The following is a 17706-nucleotide window of genomic DNA, read 5'->3' on the forward strand; positions in this document are numbered from 1 at the left end:
CGATGGTTTAAATTTCCGTTGTTTCCCTAAGTTGCTGATTTATTGGTGTGTTTAGCTAAGGAATCACAATACAATATACTGAGATTATTTTATGATGCCTAATTAATTTCAAATTGATACTTGCCTGCAGGAACAGAAATTACAGCTGGCAATACTTTGCCGGCCTGATAAGCTTTCTTGTCGCCGGTTAATGGAAAGCTGATGCTTGCGCTGGAATTTGCAGGAATAAGAACCTCATAAATCACTTTGTTTCCAGCCCTTTTCCAGGAGGATCTTATTTTACCATAAGGCCCCTCATGTTCCGCTTCGAAATGGTTCAGACCCGACACGAAGTTAGGACGCAAGCGGACCTTTTTAAACCCTGGTTCTGCTTCATCGGTATGAATCCCGCCAAGACCTTTAAATAACCAGGCGCCTATTTCGCCAAACATCATGTGGTTTAATGAAATGTCTCTTGGCGCATTAATGTCCCAGTTTTCATAAAGGGTAGTGGCGCCGTTTACGATCCACCATCCCCAGGAAGGATAGGTATCCTGTGCCGCCAGCTTGTAAGCGGTTTCGGCTTGTCCGTTGTCGCTGAGCGCATTTAAAATGGCCTTAGCGCCAAGTACACCAACGTCAAGGTGCATGCCGTCTGCGGCCACCCTTTTTGCCAGATTTGATGCAACTTTCGCCTGAATTGATTCCGGTACCAGATTCCACTGTAAGGCCATGCTTAATTCGGTTTGCGTACCGGATGCATAAATTCCGGTTTCCGGTTTGAAGTATTTATCATTGATGGCCTTTTTAATTTTCTCAGCCAGTGTGTTGTAGTATTTTTCATCGGCAGGTTTACCAAATAAGCGGGCCGCTTTTGCAAGAATAACCGCATCCACATAGTAATAAGTAGAAGAGGTATATTCCAGAGAAGATTCAGATTTAACGGGCACCCAGTCGCCTCTTCCAAAAGTGGTTAATCCCGCCGGACTAATACTTTCCACATAAGCTACGTATTTCTTAATGCTGGTATAGGAATCTGAAAGCGGTTGAGCGTCCCCATAAAACAGGTATATGTTCCATGGAATGATGGCAATGGTACTGGTCCAGTCGGTTCCGTTGGCCGTTCCATATCCCCAGCCTCCTGTAGGAATAATATCAGGAAGCACGCCATTTGGCTGCTGTTCATCCCTGTGGTCTGCCAGCCATTTCTCATAAATGGTGATGGCATTGAAGTTAAAAAGACCAGTTTCTATGGCAAAATGGCCATCTCCTGTCCAGCCGTTCTTTTCGCGCTGTGGACAATCGGTAGGGTAGCCCATTAAGTTAGACAAATAGGAATTGTTGGTTGCCCACCATAATCTGTCAATCAGCGGATTTGAGGAACTGATTTTTCCGGTAGCTGAAACATCGCTGTGCATAAAATATCCTGTGATACTTTCTTTGCTGAGCTGAATGGGTTTGCTGCTGCTGACTTCCACATACTGAAATCCTTTATAGTTGAATTTGGGCATGAACTCCAGGGGACCCTTGCCGGATAAGGTGATGATATCAGTCTGAAATGGGTCAGTGTCATCTTTTGGACGATAGTAAACATCGATGTTGGACAGGTCAACGCGGCCGTTTGGATAGAGGCGCTCGCCATGTTTTAACCGGATCACTGTACCTGCCGGACCATCAACTTTGATTTTCGTTACGCCGGCTATATTTCTGCCAAGGTCAAAAACATAGGTTGTATCATTGAATTTCTTCATGGACTTCACCGGGATTTCTTCCACATTGCGGATAGGCTCCATCGCTTGTGTCACGATTTGATTGGAAGGTGCCTTACGCAGCACAACAGTATTCCAATGCTGATCGTTAAAATTGATGTTGTTCCAACCGGGTTGTTCCAGTCGGGCGTCATAATGTTCTGCCGTATAAATGTTGTTCAATACCACAGGACCGGAGCTGGTTTTCCAGCCGCCATCAGAACTTACCAGGGCTGTTGTTCCGTCTTCATAAGTAATTCTTAAATCCAGGCAAAAAGCCGGTCTTGCTCTCCATGGGGCTTTATCAAAATTCCAAACCGCGATGGCCTGATGGTTGTACCAGCCATTGCCCAGTAATACGCCAACCGCATTCTGGCCTTTTTTAAGCTGAGCGGTCACATCATAAGAAACATATAGGTTCCTTTTGTCAAAGCGGGTATACATGGGGTCCAGGCGATGGTTACCTACTTTCCTGCCATTGAGATAGAGTTCGTAAAGTCCCCCTGCAGCGATGTAGGCTCTTGCTGATTTAATCGTTTTAGCTGATGTATTAAAAGCTTTTCTAAAGTAAGGTGCTTCCCGTCTCTCCGTGTTGTTTTTATCGGTGATCCAGATCCCTTTCCAATTCTCCATCTTCATCATTCCTGTTTCAAAACTTGCCACAGGGAGGGAGGAAGTCGGTTTCCCGTCTTTATCCCAAAGCTCAACTGCCCAGAAATATTTGGTAAAAGGAGCCAGTGGCTGGCCTTGATAATTGACCAAATTCACCGGTTTGCTGATTTTTCCGGAATCCCAGAAAGACCCTTTTTTTCGGGTTACCGCTAAGGAATCTTTGCCTACAATAATCCGGTACGCGGATTGATTAGCACCCTGTCGGGGATCGCTCATCATCCAGGAAAGACGCGGATGTACCGCATCAATGCCTAAAGGATTTTCCAGATGCTCGCATTTTAATGCGGTAGACTGAACTTTTATGGTCTTTAAAGCCTGTCCAAATATGGGCAGGGCGAGGAACAGCATGGCTGAAGAAGGGAGGAGTTTTAGTAAATAAGGTTTCATCTCCATGAAGTTATATAATTTTCTGAGATTCCTTATGTTTTTGACTATCCCTTTTTTTAATTGAGCGTAAAGATGAAATCGAATTCGTCAGAATTACCTACGTAGAATTTGAGGGTGTTTTTTGGAGATTTCAGCAAAGGTGCAAATGGGCCGATTATGTCAGAAAACTGCATTTTCAGCACGTCCATGTCTGTGTCTTCAGGTACACGAATCAGCAGATCGCCACCACTGGACCTGATTTTCCAGCCTTTAAACGTTTTCTCTTTTTGAAGGAGTGCTTTCCACTCTTGTTGGTATTTGCTCATAACGTTGTTTTATTAAGGCGACAAGCACCTGTATGTTTTTATTACTCAATGATCCATTGGAATTCTTTAGTGACCAATGGGAATTTTTCCCTGATTAATTCAATACTTACGTAATCCTTGTAAAGCGTACCATTTAAGATGAGCTGACCTTCAGCGGACTTTGTGTACGAGAAGCTATGTTTTGATTCATCTTTTTCAAAAACAATTTCCATTTTTTTATTTAAGGTATCAATTTTAATTTTAGCGGGTTCATATTCGTCATTAAAATATCTGATACCACTATCATTGTCACCTCCGATCAATAAGAACTTCCAGTTCTTTTCAGTAGACTGAGCGTCTTTTGGTTTAGAAAAAGAGTTGATCCGGTAGGCACCATAAAGCAGCGTCTTTTTCGGGTCTTTTGAAAAATACTTATTCATTTGTTGCATATGAAGCGCCAGACCAATGAGTGTCATCAAAATGAACAGATACTTGACGGTGTATTTAGTATAATAAAGCCACTTTTTTCTGATCTCCGGAGCTGCTAACATTTTTAAAGCAACAGCCTTTCCCTTGAGGAAAAAGTCAATCAGCGTGCCAAAGTTAGGGGCCAGCAAAAAGAGACAGAACACAAACAGTGCGGTAGAGACCATTTTTACGGGTACTCCATAGAAATAATTGACCATCATGATGTTGAAGGCGGTCATCAGTGTTAAAAAAGCACCAATGGTGGTAGTTCTTCTGAAGAAGAGTAATACTGCCAGGACTTCTGCAAAGCCAACAAATATATTGTATCCCTTAGAATAGCCGAAAAAGCCCCAGGCTAAACCCATCGGACGATTTTCTCCGTAATTTTGTGTCAATTGGAAGAGACCGGGGAAAGGGAACTGCGTTTTCGTGAACTTAACCAGCCCGTAATTGAGCAACATAATTCCCACATAAAAACGAACGGCAACGGTTAACCAATAATAAAGCTGTTCGTAGTTTTTTCTTTTCCGGTCTGCAATTGACCAGATGAGGGTTCCAATTAGAGAAAACAAAGTAATGATCAATAAAGCAACATAAGCAAAGGTGGTGTCGCCACTGCCGCTCACATGGTAGGTAGCCTCATGAGCCGTATCTAAATATTGTTTTGCGAACCAGGGCACGAAGTCTTTAAATAATTCGAGAGGGTAGTTAAATAATCGGACCAATAAGGGAGTAACGCCGTTATTGAAGATAATGATAAAAAGGAGGAACAAAAGAAAGATAAATCTGAAGGCTGTTTTCTGTAGTAAGGTCCAGTCGTTTTGTTGGTCCAAAGTGTTATTCATGCATTTGAAAGGTTAATTGTCTGCTTGCAGTAAGCTGTCGGCTTGCAATAGGTTGTTTAATTGCAATGTGGTTTATAAGCTTGATTGTTGGCAGGTATTAAGGTTAATTGTTTAAATACAATATCGTAAAACACCCGATGAATCTTAGGTTTTATTTCATTTTGGAAAACGCGTTTGAATAATGGATAAGTTCACGATCTTTGACAATTATGAAGGATTATATTTTTGAAATTCAGTTGAAAGTAAGGGATTATGAATGTGACATTCAGGGTGTGGTAAATAATGCAGTGTACCAATCTTATTTAGAGCACGCCAGACATGAATACCTGTTGTCTAAGGAAAAATCCTTTAAAGAACTTACAGCACAGGGAATCCTCTTAATGGTATCCCGGATTGAGATGGATTTTAAAAGATCCCTCAGCAGTACCGATGTGTTTTCGGTGCAACTTAGAACGGAACGTCAGGGCCTGAAGCTGGTGTTTTTCCAGGATATTATCCGTGTTTCGGATCAGGCCTTATGCCTTAAAGCAAAAGTAGAAGTAATCGCAAAAATAGATGACAAACTAAGCAGAGGAGAGATTTTTGATACCCTGGGTGTATAAGATACAGCCGGAGTATAATTAATATTTAACAGCGTGTGATTGTCTGATTTTGTTGGTATTATTGTTAAATGACGATAACGCCTCTTATTTTAACTACAATAGCACTCTTTTTCTTGCTCCGGTACTTGTCAAAGTGGTATCTCGGCCATAAGAAGAAAAAGGTTAAAGCTGAGCTGGCTGAGAAATGGGGGCAGGAAGAGATCGTTTACAGGGATTTTGACCGCATTGGACTTTACAATGATCATCTTGTTCAAGACAATGAGCAGCATCAGCTGACCGCTAAAAGCCTGGAAGACCTGAATATTAACGAGGTTTTTAGTAAAATAGATAGGTGTAAGACCAAAATCGGACAACAATATCTGTATTACTTATTACAAAATCCGGCTAAGGAGCTGGAGGAGTTGAAACAGAGGAATCGTTTCATCGACTTGTTTTTTAACCATAAGGAATTGAGAGAAGAACTGGAAGTTAATCTTTTGAAACTGAATAAATCTTTAACTTATTTTATCCCTAATATTATATTCGACTGGAAATTAAAGCCATCCGGAAACAAGTATGTGATTCTGATTTTAAGCGTGCTGCCCTTGATTATTGTCCCGCTTTGTCTGCTTTATGGACGTTATTTTTTCGTGTTGTTGTTCCTCAGTTTTATCGTAAACCTGATTATTCATTTTAAGCATAAAGCAAAAGTGGAGTTTTTCATTTCTCCCTTTTCACAGCTTCCCAAACTTATTAATCATGTGCAAAGTTTATCCGGGTTAGATCCGCATCTACTGGATGAGGAAGCACTAAAAGCCTGCAATAAATTAAAACCCCTTGTCAGGTATCAGTTTTTACTGCATTCGGAAAAGCCAGATCAAAATGATTTTTCTAGTGTAGGCTGGTTACTGTTGGAATATATTAAGGTCACCTTTCTGGTTGAAAATAATTTACTGGATAAGTGTATTGCGATTACCAATAATTTAAGACCGGAAATTCATGTATTGTATAAGTTTATCGGGAATTTAGATAGCTGTCAATCTATTGCCGCTTACCGGACCGGGCTGGACTATTTCTGTGTGCCCGACTTTGATGATACTTACACGCATCTGGACATCAAGGATGCTTATCACCCTTTGCTGGTGAATTGTGAGCCAAATAACCTTAAAACAGAAGCACAGGGACTGGTCATCACAGGTTCAAACATGTCCGGAAAAACAACCTTTATGAGAACAATCGCGCTGAATGTGATCATGGCTCAAACCATTTATACAGTATGCGCAACTCAATACAAAGCTTCGTTTTTTAACGTTTTTACTTCAATTGGAATCCAGGACGATATCCTGTCGGGAAGGAGCTATTATTTAGAGGAAATCTGTTCGATTCACGCTTTTATAGATCAATCGAAAAACACGGAAAGCCGTAATTTATTTGTCATCGATGAATTGTTTAAAGGGACAAATACCCTGGAAAGGATAGCAGGAGCAAAGGGTGTACTCGAATATCTGGTGAAAAACAAAAACATGGTGATGGTTGCCACGCATGATCTGGAGCTGGCGAATTTGCTGAGCCCGGAATACAGCCTTTTCCATTTCGCAGAGGAGGTAGCGCATGGGGGATATGTTTTCGATTATAAAATCAAAGCGGGAGTCCTTCAAACGAAGAATGCGATCCGGCTGCTGGAACTATTTGGTTATCCTTCAGTAGTGATCAACTCGGCTAATCAATATATGAAATCCAGAATGGAAAGCTAATTGATTTCAACCACTTTTGGATTCAATGCACTGGCTTCTCCGCATTTAAAGCCTAAATCCCACCAGAGTTTCATTTGTTCCGGATCAAAGATCAGGGAATTGGAAGTGAGTACCTCCAGTGGATGGTAAAAATGGAGCTTCACCTTTTTATTTAAGCTTTCCAGTTTCCCGATAGTCAAATCGTCCAGACCGATCTGGTTCAGCATGAAACCGAAAATGCGGTAGGTTAAATCCAGCGCATTATGGATTGCGGGGGTTTGCAGCAGACTTCTGTCTGATTTTAATACAATGACATCAATATCTGTTGCGCCTCTTTGTATCGCCTCGTAAATAGGGATCAGGTCGCCCATCCCACCATCAGCATAATCATCGCCGTTTTTTCTTACCAGACTCATAAATGGGACCAGGGAGGTAGAGGCCCAGATCCAGTCGCAATAATCCTCATAGCTACAGTCTTTCGCCAGCTTATATTCTACGGTCATTTTACTTAAATTAGAGACGGTAACGATCACATCACGGTCAGCATTCAGTATCCTTTTGTAGTCATCAGGAGTAATGGTTTTTTTGATCAGCTCTCTAAGATTTTTACTTTCTCCAAAGGTCATCCGCTTTTTCAGGAACATCTTCAATATCCCCAGATGATTGATGCTGGTCCTGAATAATCCATTTTTCCTTTTTTTAATAATAAATGGATCGATGTTGAAAATCTGTTCCTGGGTGACGGCAGTAAAGACAGTTTTCAATTTGGGGATTTCAGCAATGGAAAGTAAGGGTACCAACAGACTCCCGGTAGAGCTGCCTATAAAAATTTTGTAATCGTGTTTACATACCGTAATCAAATACTCAGCAAGGCCACCTGCAAATGCGCCCTTACTGCCACCTCCGGAAATCACCAATGCTCTAACCATATTTTTTTGAGTATTAAATTAATGATTTTTTCTGATCTGGTGGAAATTTACTGCTGAGACCTCTGGTTTAGGTCCCGGGTTTTCCTTTTTTACAGTTCCTGAAAATGCTGATTATTGTGAGAACAAGATAGCTCAGCTTTCGCTGTTTTATAGTTTTTACGTTCTTTTTTTAAAAGAGTTCAATTTCAAAAAAAAAACAAATACCGTAAGTATAAAGTGTAGTATGTTGTTGATTATTTAACTTTTTGATTACAGGAATGTGTTAAGTGTGGGTGTTGGGCTGCTTATTTGATTAAATAGTTCACATATGCTTGTTAAAGGGTGTTTTTACTCGGTTTTTGTTTAAGTTCAGTTGACTTTTCTTATGAATAAAATGAATAGATTGAACAATGGCGGGAAATACCTCATTATTTCGGTCATAAATCCTATTTGTTTAGTAAATGCCGCTAGTTTTTTGTGTTATTTCTACTGAACAGCGGCATTTCTTCTGTTTCTTTCCCTGATTTGTTTTTCGATTCTATAGTTATATTCGGCCAGTGTTTGGCCAAAACTACTAAGGCGTATCCTGAAAAGCCTTGAAAAGAGTAAGGAATTTAAATCAATATAATCCCTATTATGAAAAATTTAGAATTAAAAAACCTTGGTGTTCAGGAAATGAATACAGAAGAAATGACAAAAGTTGAAGGTGGTGGTTTAGTAGGTGGTATTTTAGATGGTCTTTTGACTTCTATTGCTGGTACTTTAAACACACTTGGTACTGATACTTCTGCGTTCCTTAGCAAAACATTGACTAATGTTTTGAAATTAGTTTGGAGCCTGTAATAAATTTATTTACAACTGCTATCCTGATTTCAGGGTAGCGGTTGTAATACTATTTAAACTATGGCCATTTCTACCTATTCCTCCGAAACAATATCGGATACCTCCATTGTCTACCGTTCACAAATCAGTAAATCTTCCCAAATCATTTACCAGGTTACTGTCCTGGTGATTCTCCTGACTTTCGCGGCATTGCCTTTTATAAAAACACCAATCACGGTGAAGGGGAGTGGTATTTTACAATCTGCGCTTGAAAAAACGGAACTGAACATCCCTATTAACGGGCGGCTCATTAAGTACCATCTTTCTGATAATAAAAAAGTGGAGCGCGGCGATATCCTATTAGTAATTGATGCTGGTTTACCAAGTCAGCAGAGCGCTTTGGTACATACGCGAGAAGGGCAACTTCGTCAGTTCCTGACAGACATTTCTACCTTGCTGGCGTTTAACACGCTGGAAAAATCTAATTCACCAACTCTGCAAACAGGCCAATACAGTGCTTCCTGGCAGCAGTTTGTGCAGGAGCTGGATAATGCCGGTATTGTAAAACGACAATCGGCAAATACATTTGCACGCTACAATAAGTTGTATCAAAATAAGGCAGTCACAGACGCTGAGCACGAAAAGTATAAATATGAACTTGAGCAAGCCGAATCAGCTTATCTGATGGTTCGGACAAAATATAAAACCCAGTGGCAAACGGAAGCCAATCAATACCGTAACGAGCTTCGCCAGCTTTCCGGCCAGCAGGCGGAGTTAAGCGAACAGAAAAAGCAATACACCTTAAGAGCTCCGGTAAGCGGCTCAGTGCAGAACCTTTTAGGGATGCAGAATGGTGCCTACGTTTTTGCGAATCAGAAGATTGCGGAGATCTCTCCGGATGCGAGTCTGACGGCCTTCTGCTACATTAAGCCGGCAGATATTGGCTTAATCAAAAAAGGACAGGAAGTCCGCTTCCAGGTTGATGCCTATAACTATAATCAATGGGGATCGGCATCGGGTAAGGTGATGGACATCTCTGATGACATCATCATTCTGAATGGAAATCAACCGGTATTTAAAGTGAAATGTAGTTTATCTCAAGATCATCTTCAGCTGAAGAATGGTTATAAAGGATATTTAAAAAAGGGGATGAATTTTACTGCCCGTTTTACCGTCACCAGCCGGAGTTTGTATCAGTTGTTGTACGATAAGGTCGATGACTGGGTGAATCCTAATGTTAGCGGAAAGACAATTTAATTATGAGCATCAAAGTAAAACAACGGGATATCACTGATTGCGGGGCCGCTTGTCTGGCTTCAATTGCATCACATTATAAATTAGATCTGCCCGTTGCCAGGATCAGGCAATTTGCGGGTACAGATAAAAAAGGAACTAATGTTCTGGGAATGGTGGAAGCCGCCCGGAAGTTAGGCTTCGAGGCAAAAGGTGTAAAGGGGCCGTTTGATAGCCTTTTTAAGATTCCTAAACCTGCGGTTGCGCATTTGATTGTCAAGGACATTCTTCAGCACTATGTGGTGATCTATAAGGTAACCAGTAAGTACATCGAGGTCATGGACCCTATTGACGGACAAATGCAGCGCAGATCACATGAAACGTTTAAAAAAGAATGGACCGGTGCGCTGGTGTTGCTGCTGCCTGCGGAAGACTTTCAGACGGGCAATGAAAAGGCCTCGATCTCCGGTCGGTTCTGGAGCCTGGTTAAACCCCATAAGGGGATTTTACTGCAAGCCCTTTTTGGTGCCATAGTATATACTATTCTGGGTTTGTCTACCTCGGTTTTTGTCCAGAAACTGGTGGATTTTGTATTGGTAGATGGTAACCGGAATCTGCTGAACCTGATGAGCATTGCCATGGTGGTTATTCTCGCCATCCAACTCTTTATTGGAACGGCAAAAACAATCTTTACCCTCAAGACCGGGCAGATGATTGATGCTCAATTGATATTAGGATATTACAAGCATTTACTGCGGCTGCCACAACAGTTTTTCGATACCATGCGTGTCGGAGAAATCATTTCCAGAATTAATGATGCAGTAAAAATCAGGACTTTTCTGAATGATGTCAGCATTAACTTCCTCGTCAATATTTTCATTGTAGTGTTTTCATTTATCATGATGTTTACCTACTATTGGAAGCTGGCGCTATTGATGCTGGCGGTGATTCCTCTGTATCTTTTCATCTATTTTATCACAGATAAGCTGAATAAGAAAGCGCAAAGAACATTGATGGAAGATTCGGCAGAACTGGAATCTCAGTTGGTAGAGAGCCTCAATGCGATAGGCACAATTAAGCGCTTCGGACTGGAGTCTTTTGCCAATGAAAAAACGGAAGTACGCTTTATAAAGCTGCTTAAAGATAGTTTTAAGTCGAACATAAACTCGGTATTCTCCGGAACTTCTTCCGAACTTACTTCCCGTTTACTCACCATTATATTGCTATGGGTAGGTGCCGGGTATGTGATAGACAGTAAAATTACGCCCGGAGAACTTTTGTCGTTCTATACGCTGATTGGCTATTTTACCGGCCCTGTTTCCTCCCTGATCGGGATGAACAAAACCGTTCAGGATGCTGTTATTGCGGCCGACAGGTTGTTCGAAATCATGGATCTGGAAAGAGAAAATGATGAACATCAGATTGAACTCAGTCCGGATAAAATAGGAGATATACATTTCGAAAACGTTTCTTTCCGTTATGGAACAAGGCTGGCCGTTTTTGACGATTTAAATCTAAGCATTCCGCAAGGGAAGTTCACGGCAATTGTTGGCGAAAGTGGCTCCGGAAAATCGACATTAATGTCGATCCTTCAGAATATTTATCCGATTCAAAGCGGGAATGTCAGCATCGGTAAGTATGACCTGAAATACATCAGTAATTCTTCTCTACGTCGTCTGGTATCTGTGGTGCCGCAACAAATAGACCTGTTTGCAGGTAATGTAATTGAAAATATTGCCATTGGCGATGATGAGCCTGATATGCAGAAAATTATTGATATAGCGACGCAGCTTGGCCTGATTGGTTTTATCGAGTCCTTGCCTAAAGGATTTCAAACTTACCTGGGGGAGAATGGAACCAGCCTGTCCGGCGGACAAAGACAACGCATTGCAATTGCCAGGGCGTTGTATCGTGAACCGGAAATCCTGATCCTTGACGAGGCTACCTCTTCTCTGGATTCGGCATCCGAAAAGTATGTGCAGAAAATGATTGATATCTTAAAAGAAAAAGATAAGACGGTGATTGTGATTGCCCACCGTTTAAGCACCTTAAGTCATGCCGATAAAATCATTGTACTGGATAAAGGTAGGGTGGTAGAGCAGGGTGGCCATAAGGAACTGCGGCATGACCCAAATTCTGCCTATGCGAACTTATGGAAGCTGCAAATGCCGGAAGAGGTTTTGTAATTTGTCTATAAAAAGAAGGCTGCATCATTGTTCAAAATGATGCAGCCTTCTTTTTAGGTTATGCTGAGCTTATTCGTGGGCAAAATCAGCTGCTTTAACTTCCTTACGCTGACCATCCGGGCCCACATATTCTAAGGAAAGTGTGTAACCGCCACCACCTTCAATAAACAACAATTTGAAAGGATGGTAACCTTTATCTAAAGCAATCTGTGCAGACTTTTCAATCGCACTATGTAAACCATCATTGTCGACCAGTAATTTATTGTTCAGGTACAGGTTGCTACCATCATCGGCTCTTAAGTAAAAGGTATATACACCTTGCGCCGGAGCATAAAAATAACCTTCATGTTTAGTCCCGAACGTTGGTGCCTGATCCTTAACCGGAATTTCAATTGCAGCAGTAATGGCATCTGATTTTTTATCAGCCTCATTAATCTGAGTCACCAATTTATAAGATTTAGGATAATAAGAGAATTTCAATCCTTTTTCAGCTTTTGCTAAGGATATTCCTTTTGCATAAGACTGCTGATCGTAGTCTATAGTGTAAACTTCGCCAATTGACCCGTTTGGACGGAAGGCTGCAATTTTTACCTGAGTAGGTTTATTGATCAGCAACTGATCCTTGTAAACCGTAGAATTTACCGTTGGTTTAGTGCCATCTGTAGTATAACGCAATACCGAACCAGCCAAAGGATTGATCATTTTCAATACCGTCTGATCCACAAACACACTTTTCGGAGAAAAGCCAGTCAGGTCCGGCTGACGGTAATTGATTTTCATTGCATCCAATAACGGATAATGAGCATTCATTCTTTTTTCAAATTCAGTCCAGTTTTTATCCGCATTGCTCCAGGCTACTTCAGAAAGCGCCTGCATTCTAGGGAAAACCATGTACTCTAAACGTGCTTCCGAAGGGATGTATTCCGTCCAGATCCCTGCCTGAACACCTAATACTAATTTCTCTTCTGCTTTCGTTAAGTTGTAATTATACGGATCAAAGCTGTATACTTTTTTCAAAGTTCCGCCATCCTGCTGGGCATCAAAATAACAGAATTCACCAGGCATCATGATCATATCCAGGCCCTTTTCTGCAGCATGTTTTGGTGCTTTTGGCACCCATGCTCTCCAGTACATCATGGTGGCGGTAGGAGATACCCCACCTTCCAGGATCTCATCCCAGCCGATCATCTTTTTACCTTTGCTGTTAAAAAAGCGCTCCATACGGTGCACGAAATAACTTTGTAATTCATCCACGCTTTTTAAGTTTTCGCGTTTCATGACTTCCTTACATTCCTCAGATTTCTGCCAGCTGTCTTTTTCCACCTCATCGGCCCCTAAATGGACATACTTACTTGGGAAAAGCGCGAAAATCTCTGAAAACACATTCTCCGCAAACTCGAAAGTAGTCTCTTTACATGGGCATAAAGGCTCAGAGAAGGTTTTACCCTGCTGACTGATTCCTGAAGCCGTTAACCAGGGCATCAGTTTCGTAGCGGCCATCATATGACCCGGCATGTCTACTTCCGGAATGATTTCTACACCTTTTGAAGTCGCATAGCGAATCAATCCGCGCATTTCTTCCTGCGTATAAAAACCACCATACATACGTTCGCCATCGATGGTTTTAAAATGTTTCTCCGGCAGGGCGTAATCCGGGTTATCTACTGCCAGCTTTAAACAGGCTGAATCCTGGCCGTTTAATTTTCTCCAGGCACCTTTTGAAGTCAGCTCAGGGTATTTTTTAATCTCAATACGCCATCCCTGATCATCCGTCAGGTGGATGTGGAATTTGTTGAATTTATATAGGACCATGCGGTCGATGAAAGTTCTTAAATAGGCCATGTCGAAGAAGTGTCTGGACACATCCAGGTGGATACCGCGCCAGGCAAACTTCGGTGCATCAGCAATTTTTACCGCCGGAACCACATAAGAAGCAGTGCCAGCCTTTAAAGCAGGTGTACCAATTAATTGTTTTAAGGTCGAGATGGCCCAGAAAGCGCCTTCCGGATTTGCAGCCAGAATAGTTACCTGACCCGGTTTTACCAGAAGCTGATAGCCTTCAGCAGCAGGAATCGAAGGATCTTTCTTAATCAGGATAAAGTTAGGTTGCTTAGTGGTGGTTTTTAAACCTTTTGTAATCAGTTGCAGTTCTTTTGTAGCATCTGCAAAACCGGAGCCTGCGGCATTACGGATGACCGTATTCTTGTACCAGTTGAATTGACCGGGCATGGTTTCTAGCTGCGCAGGTTTCGGAATAATCGGGTAATTAGTTTCCTGTGACCTCACACCGAAAGCAGTGCTGACAGTTAGGAAAGAAACTAATAAAAATCGTTTTAGGTTCATTGAATTCGAGTTGTGTGTTTTCAAATTAACTAAAAATATCTGATGAAAGCTTATAAAGTCATGCAGTTTGTCTTCAGCGTAATTGGCTATTTATTAAGTATTATCCTTTTTTTTATAAAATATCCCGCTATTTTTAGAACATGAAACTTAGTCGCCTGAAACTCCAGCGTTTTCTCCTAAACTTCTCCCTGATTTTTGTCAGTATTAGCAGCAGCGTTTATGCTCAGAAAAAGCCAAATATTATTGTATTTCTTGTCGATGATATGGGTTGGCAAGATACTTCTTTGCCTTTCTGGACAGAGAAAACACCCTTGAATGCACGCTACCATACGCCAAATATGGAAAGATTAGCAAAGGATGGTGTGAAATTTACGAACGCCTATGCCACTCCGGTATGTACACCAAGTAGGGTGAGCATGATTACCGGAATGAACGCCGCACACCATAAAGTGACCAACTGGACTTCCCCGCAATACCATGTTTCTTCTGACAATGCTGATGAGCAATTTGCGCCTGCCAGCTGGAATTATACCGGGCTGAGCCCTAAAGCAGGCATTCCAAATACCATCCACGCGACCTCTTATCCGCAATTGCTAAAAGATGCAGGTTATTTTACGATTCATGTAGGCAAGGCACATTGGGCATCTGTAGGTACGCCGGGTGCAAGCCCTTACAACCTTGGTTTTATCCTGAATATTGCCGGTCATGCTGCCGGACATCCACAAAGTTACTTTGCGCAGGATTACTATGGCAACAAACCTGGTAAAAGCACGATGCAGTCGGTGCCGGATCTGGAAGAATATTATGGAAGTGATACTTTTTTAACGGAAGCCCTGACATTGGAAGCGATAAAAACATTGGAGGCGCCCATAAAGAATAAGCAGCCATTCTATTTAAATCTGGCACACTATGCGGTTCATGATCCACTACAGGCAGATCCCCGTTTCTATCAAAAGTATATTGATCAGGGCCTCGACCCACAGGAAGCAAAATATGCAGCCTTATTAGAAGGGATGGATAAGAGCCTTGGCGATGTGATGGACTATTTAAAAGCGAAACAGGTAGATCAAAATACCATCATTATCTTTATGAGCGACAATGGTGGACTCAGTATGACGCCACCAAGAGGAGGTGTTGCACATACACAAAACCTTCCTTTGAAAGCAGGTAAGGGCTCTGTCAATGAAGGGGGTATCCGTGAGCCAATGATTGTGAAATGGCCAGGGGTAGCGAAGCCTGCAACAACAGCCAGTCAATATGTGATCATCGAAGACTTTTTTCCAACAGTTCTGGAAATGGCAGGGATAAAGCATTATAAAACTGTTCAGCATGTGGATGGTAAAAGCATGGTTCCGATCTTAAAGAATGTAAATTATACAGACAATCAACGTAGTTTATATTGGCATACGCCTAATAAATGGACTTCAAAAGATGGTCCAGGCATTAATTATAAGTCGGCCATCAGAAAAGGAGACTGGAAATTAATCTATAACATGCGCGATGGCAGCAAAGATCTTTATGACCTGAAAGCTGATATTGGAGAGCTTGAAAATAAGGCAGCAGAAAACCCGGAAAAGGTAGAGGAATTGTCGGCCTTACTCGCTGCTCAGTTGAAGAAATGGGATGCACCAATGCCAATTGTTAAGAGCACAGGTAAGCCGGTACCTATGCCAGATCAGGCAGGAATAAAATAAAATGAACACACCTAAACCTTAATATCTAAATGAACAAACGTATTTTAACGATGGCCAGCCTGCTGACCTTTATCTTTTTCCAATCTGGAACTGCTCAGGAAAAGAAAACATTCAAGACCTGGAACCCTGCAAAAGACAGTCTAAACGTAATCCATGGCAGAGGCTGGGCAAATGGCTATAAAAGTAGTTATGACCGTTTACCCGCCGGAGCAGAGGAAAAGGTACGCAAAGCTGTATGGAATCTGGCAGAAAATAGCGCCGGACTAAACCTGAGATTCAAATCCGATGCCGCAGAAATAGTAGTTAAACTGAAAGAATCCGGCTCCCTTCAAATGCCACATATGCCCGCAACAGGGGTTAGCGGAGTAGACCTTTATGTGAAAGATGTAGATGGGAAATGGCTTTGGTGCGCCGGTAAATTTGATTTTGGGGATACGATTACCTATCGCTTCCTTAATGTTTCCGGGAAAGACCGACAGATTAAGGACAGAGAATACCGGTTATATTTACCGTTGTACAATACTGTAAAATGGATGGAGGTTGCGGTTCCAAAGGAGGCCAGCTTTAGCGCAATTCCGGTGCAACAGCAGGAAAAACCAATTGTAGTCTATGGCACTTCTATCGCTCAGGGGGCCTGTGCTACCAGACCTGGTTTAGCCTGGACCTCCATTGTTGGCAGAAAGCTGGACAGAACGATGGTTAATCTTGGGTTTTCAGGAAACGGAAAGCTGGAGCCGGAAGTGCTGGATTATATCACCGGGATTGATGCAAAGTTGTACGTCTTAGACTGTTTGCCTAATCTGATTTCCGCAGCTATGACCAACGGTTCTCTCCGCAAAAAAATAGCGGATGCAGTCGCTCAGATTCAGGCTAAAAGACCCGGAATACCGATCTTACTGACAGAACATGATGGATTTGGGGAGGCCGAAATGCAGCCCATCCGGAAAAACGAACAGGAAACGATCAACAAAGTGCTTCGGGATGCGGTAGATTCCCTCACAAAAGCCGGTACTAAAGGTTTGTACCTGCTTTCTAAACAAGCGATCGGCCAGGATATCGAAAGTATGGTAGATGGGGTTCATCCAAATGATATCGGAATGATGAACTATGCAAGAGCCTATGAGCAGCGGATAAAAGAGATATTTAAAGAGGAGGAAGGTCATGCTTCCACGACTATACCGGTTAGCCAAAGAAGAGATGCTGCTTCTTACGACTGGGAGACCAGACACAACCAGGTGCTAAATTATGCGGCAGCACAGCAGCCTAAACTTGTTTTTATTGGAAATTCTATCACCCATTATTGGGGAGGACAACCTATTGATCCCAGGGCAAATGGCAAGGATTCCTGGACGAAATACTTTGGGGATAAAAACGCAATCAACATGGGCTTTGGATGGGATCGCATTGAAAATGTGCTCTGGCGCGTTTATCATGGTGAACTGGATGGTTTTACTCCCCAGCAAATTGTACTGATGATCGGAACCAATAATCTGGAAATCAACACAGATGAAGAAATTGTATCAGGATTAAAACTGCTGGTATCAGCGATCAGGGCAAAACAACCTCAATCAAAGTTGTTATTGGTCGGGATCTTACCGCGAAAAGGAATGGAAGCCAGGATTTCAAAACTGAATCAGGAGATTGCAAAGATTGGTGTTGGAAAAGATTTGAAATATGCAGATGCAGCAGGGATTTTCCTGAACAACCAGAAACGCATTGATGAATCCCTGTTTTCTGATGGTTTACACCCAAATGCGATAGGATATAGTAAATTAGGGAAATTCCTGTCCAGCAGATTACAAATGACAAATTAGATTTTGATG

At 41.9% G+C, this 17706-nt stretch carries 12 protein-coding genes; 7 read left to right on the forward strand and 5 right to left on the reverse strand.

Annotated features, from left to right (window positions below; translation table 11 throughout):
- Positions 1-98: 98 nt before the first annotated feature.
- From OQX61_RS15075 to OQX61_RS15085, 3 genes are read right to left on the reverse strand one after another with little or no spacing between them, the layout of a single operon-like run.
- Positions 99-2786: an alpha-L-rhamnosidase gene (locus OQX61_RS15075; protein WP_265842593.1), complete on the reverse strand. Its 2688-nt coding sequence runs from the start codon at positions 2784-2786 to the stop codon at positions 99-101.
- Positions 2787-2842: 56 nt separating this feature from the next.
- Positions 2843-3091 carry a hypothetical protein gene (locus tag OQX61_RS15080; RefSeq protein WP_265842595.1) on the reverse strand — a complete coding sequence of 83 codons (249 nt, stop codon included), beginning with the start codon at positions 3089-3091 and terminating at the stop codon, positions 2843-2845.
- 41 nt (positions 3092-3132) lie between these two features.
- Positions 3133-4383, reverse strand: a complete 1251-nt coding sequence (locus OQX61_RS15085) for a hypothetical protein (protein ID WP_265842596.1) — start codon at positions 4381-4383, stop codon at positions 3133-3135.
- A gap of 209 nt (positions 4384-4592) precedes the next feature.
- Between OQX61_RS15085 and OQX61_RS15090 the strand changes: the two genes are divergently transcribed.
- Both OQX61_RS15090 and OQX61_RS15095 read left to right on the forward strand, forming a co-directional pair.
- Positions 4593-4985: an acyl-CoA thioesterase gene (locus tag OQX61_RS15090; protein WP_265842597.1), complete on the forward strand. Its 393-nt coding sequence runs from the start codon at positions 4593-4595 to the stop codon at positions 4983-4985.
- A 125-nt stretch (positions 4986-5110) separates the two neighbouring features.
- Positions 5111-6718, forward strand: a complete 1608-nt coding sequence (locus OQX61_RS15095; RefSeq protein WP_265842598.1) for a hypothetical protein — start codon at positions 5111-5113, stop codon at positions 6716-6718.
- Here the strand turns inward: OQX61_RS15095 and OQX61_RS15100 are convergent.
- On the reverse strand, positions 6715-7626 hold the full coding sequence (locus OQX61_RS15100) for a patatin-like phospholipase family protein (protein WP_265842599.1): 912 nt from the start codon (positions 7624-7626) through the stop codon (positions 6715-6717). The genes OQX61_RS15095 and OQX61_RS15100 overlap by 4 nt on opposite strands.
- A 615-nt stretch (positions 7627-8241) precedes the next feature.
- Between OQX61_RS15100 and OQX61_RS15105 the strand changes: the two genes are divergently transcribed.
- Genes OQX61_RS15105 through OQX61_RS15115 form a run of 3 tightly spaced genes read left to right on the forward strand, consistent with a single transcriptional unit; the run spans position 8242 to position 11846 of the window.
- Positions 8242-8448 carry a hypothetical protein gene (locus OQX61_RS15105; RefSeq protein ID WP_265842600.1) on the forward strand — a complete coding sequence of 69 codons (207 nt, stop codon included), beginning with the start codon at positions 8242-8244 and terminating at the stop codon, positions 8446-8448.
- A 60-nt stretch (positions 8449-8508) separates the two neighbouring features.
- Entirely contained in the window at positions 8509-9684 is a 1176-nt protein-coding gene (locus OQX61_RS15110; RefSeq protein WP_265842601.1) for an HlyD family efflux transporter periplasmic adaptor subunit, read from the forward strand.
- Between the two features lie 2 nt (positions 9685-9686).
- Positions 9687-11846 (forward strand): peptidase domain-containing ABC transporter, encoded by a 2160-nt coding sequence (locus OQX61_RS15115; protein ID WP_265842602.1) that lies wholly within the window; start codon positions 9687-9689, stop codon positions 11844-11846.
- Between the two features lie 69 nt (positions 11847-11915).
- Here OQX61_RS15115 and OQX61_RS15120 read toward each other — a convergent pair whose 3' ends face one another.
- Entirely contained in the window at positions 11916-14189 is a 2274-nt protein-coding gene (locus tag OQX61_RS15120) for a family 20 glycosylhydrolase (RefSeq protein ID WP_265842603.1), read from the reverse strand.
- 140 nt (positions 14190-14329) lie between these two features.
- On the opposite strand from OQX61_RS15120, the gene OQX61_RS15125 reads away from it, so the two are divergent.
- Complete coding sequence (locus tag OQX61_RS15125; RefSeq protein ID WP_265842604.1) at positions 14330-15883, forward strand: sulfatase; 1554 nt, start codon at positions 14330-14332, stop codon at positions 15881-15883.
- A gap of 29 nt (positions 15884-15912) precedes the next feature.
- Positions 15913-17697: an SGNH/GDSL hydrolase family protein gene (locus OQX61_RS15130; protein ID WP_265842605.1), complete on the forward strand. Its 1785-nt coding sequence runs from the start codon at positions 15913-15915 to the stop codon at positions 17695-17697.
- Positions 17698-17706: the final 9 nt, after the last annotated feature.

The organism is Pedobacter sp. PLR (genome assembly GCF_026239675.1).
Classification (GTDB): domain Bacteria; phylum Bacteroidota; class Bacteroidia; order Sphingobacteriales; family Sphingobacteriaceae; genus Pedobacter.

Bases quoted from the DNA above. Each gene is read 5' to 3' on its own strand.
- OQX61_RS15075 (WP_265842593.1), bottom strand. From the start codon at position 2,786: ATGAAACCTTATTTACTAAAACTCCTCCCTTCTTCAGCCATGCTGTTC.
- OQX61_RS15080 (WP_265842595.1), bottom strand. From the start codon at position 3,091: ATGAGCAAATACCAACAAGAGTGGAAAGCACTCCTTCAAAAAGAGAAA.
- OQX61_RS15085 (WP_265842596.1), bottom strand. From the start codon at position 4,383: ATGAATAACACTTTGGACCAACAAAACGACTGGACCTTACTACAGAAA.
- OQX61_RS15090 (WP_265842597.1), top strand. From the start codon at position 4,593: ATGAAGGATTATATTTTTGAAATTCAGTTGAAAGTAAGGGATTATGAA.
- OQX61_RS15100 (WP_265842599.1), bottom strand. From the start codon at position 7,626: ATGGTTAGAGCATTGGTGATTTCCGGAGGTGGCAGTAAGGGCGCATTT.
- OQX61_RS15105 (WP_265842600.1), top strand. From the start codon at position 8,242: ATGAAAAATTTAGAATTAAAAAACCTTGGTGTTCAGGAAATGAATACA.
- OQX61_RS15110 (WP_265842601.1), top strand. From the start codon at position 8,509: ATGGCCATTTCTACCTATTCCTCCGAAACAATATCGGATACCTCCATT.
- OQX61_RS15115 (WP_265842602.1), top strand. From the start codon at position 9,687: ATGAGCATCAAAGTAAAACAACGGGATATCACTGATTGCGGGGCCGCT.
- OQX61_RS15120 (WP_265842603.1), bottom strand. From the start codon at position 14,189: ATGAACCTAAAACGATTTTTATTAGTTTCTTTCCTAACTGTCAGCACT.
- OQX61_RS15125 (WP_265842604.1), top strand. From the start codon at position 14,330: ATGAAACTTAGTCGCCTGAAACTCCAGCGTTTTCTCCTAAACTTCTCC.
- OQX61_RS15130 (WP_265842605.1), top strand. From the start codon at position 15,913: ATGAACAAACGTATTTTAACGATGGCCAGCCTGCTGACCTTTATCTTT.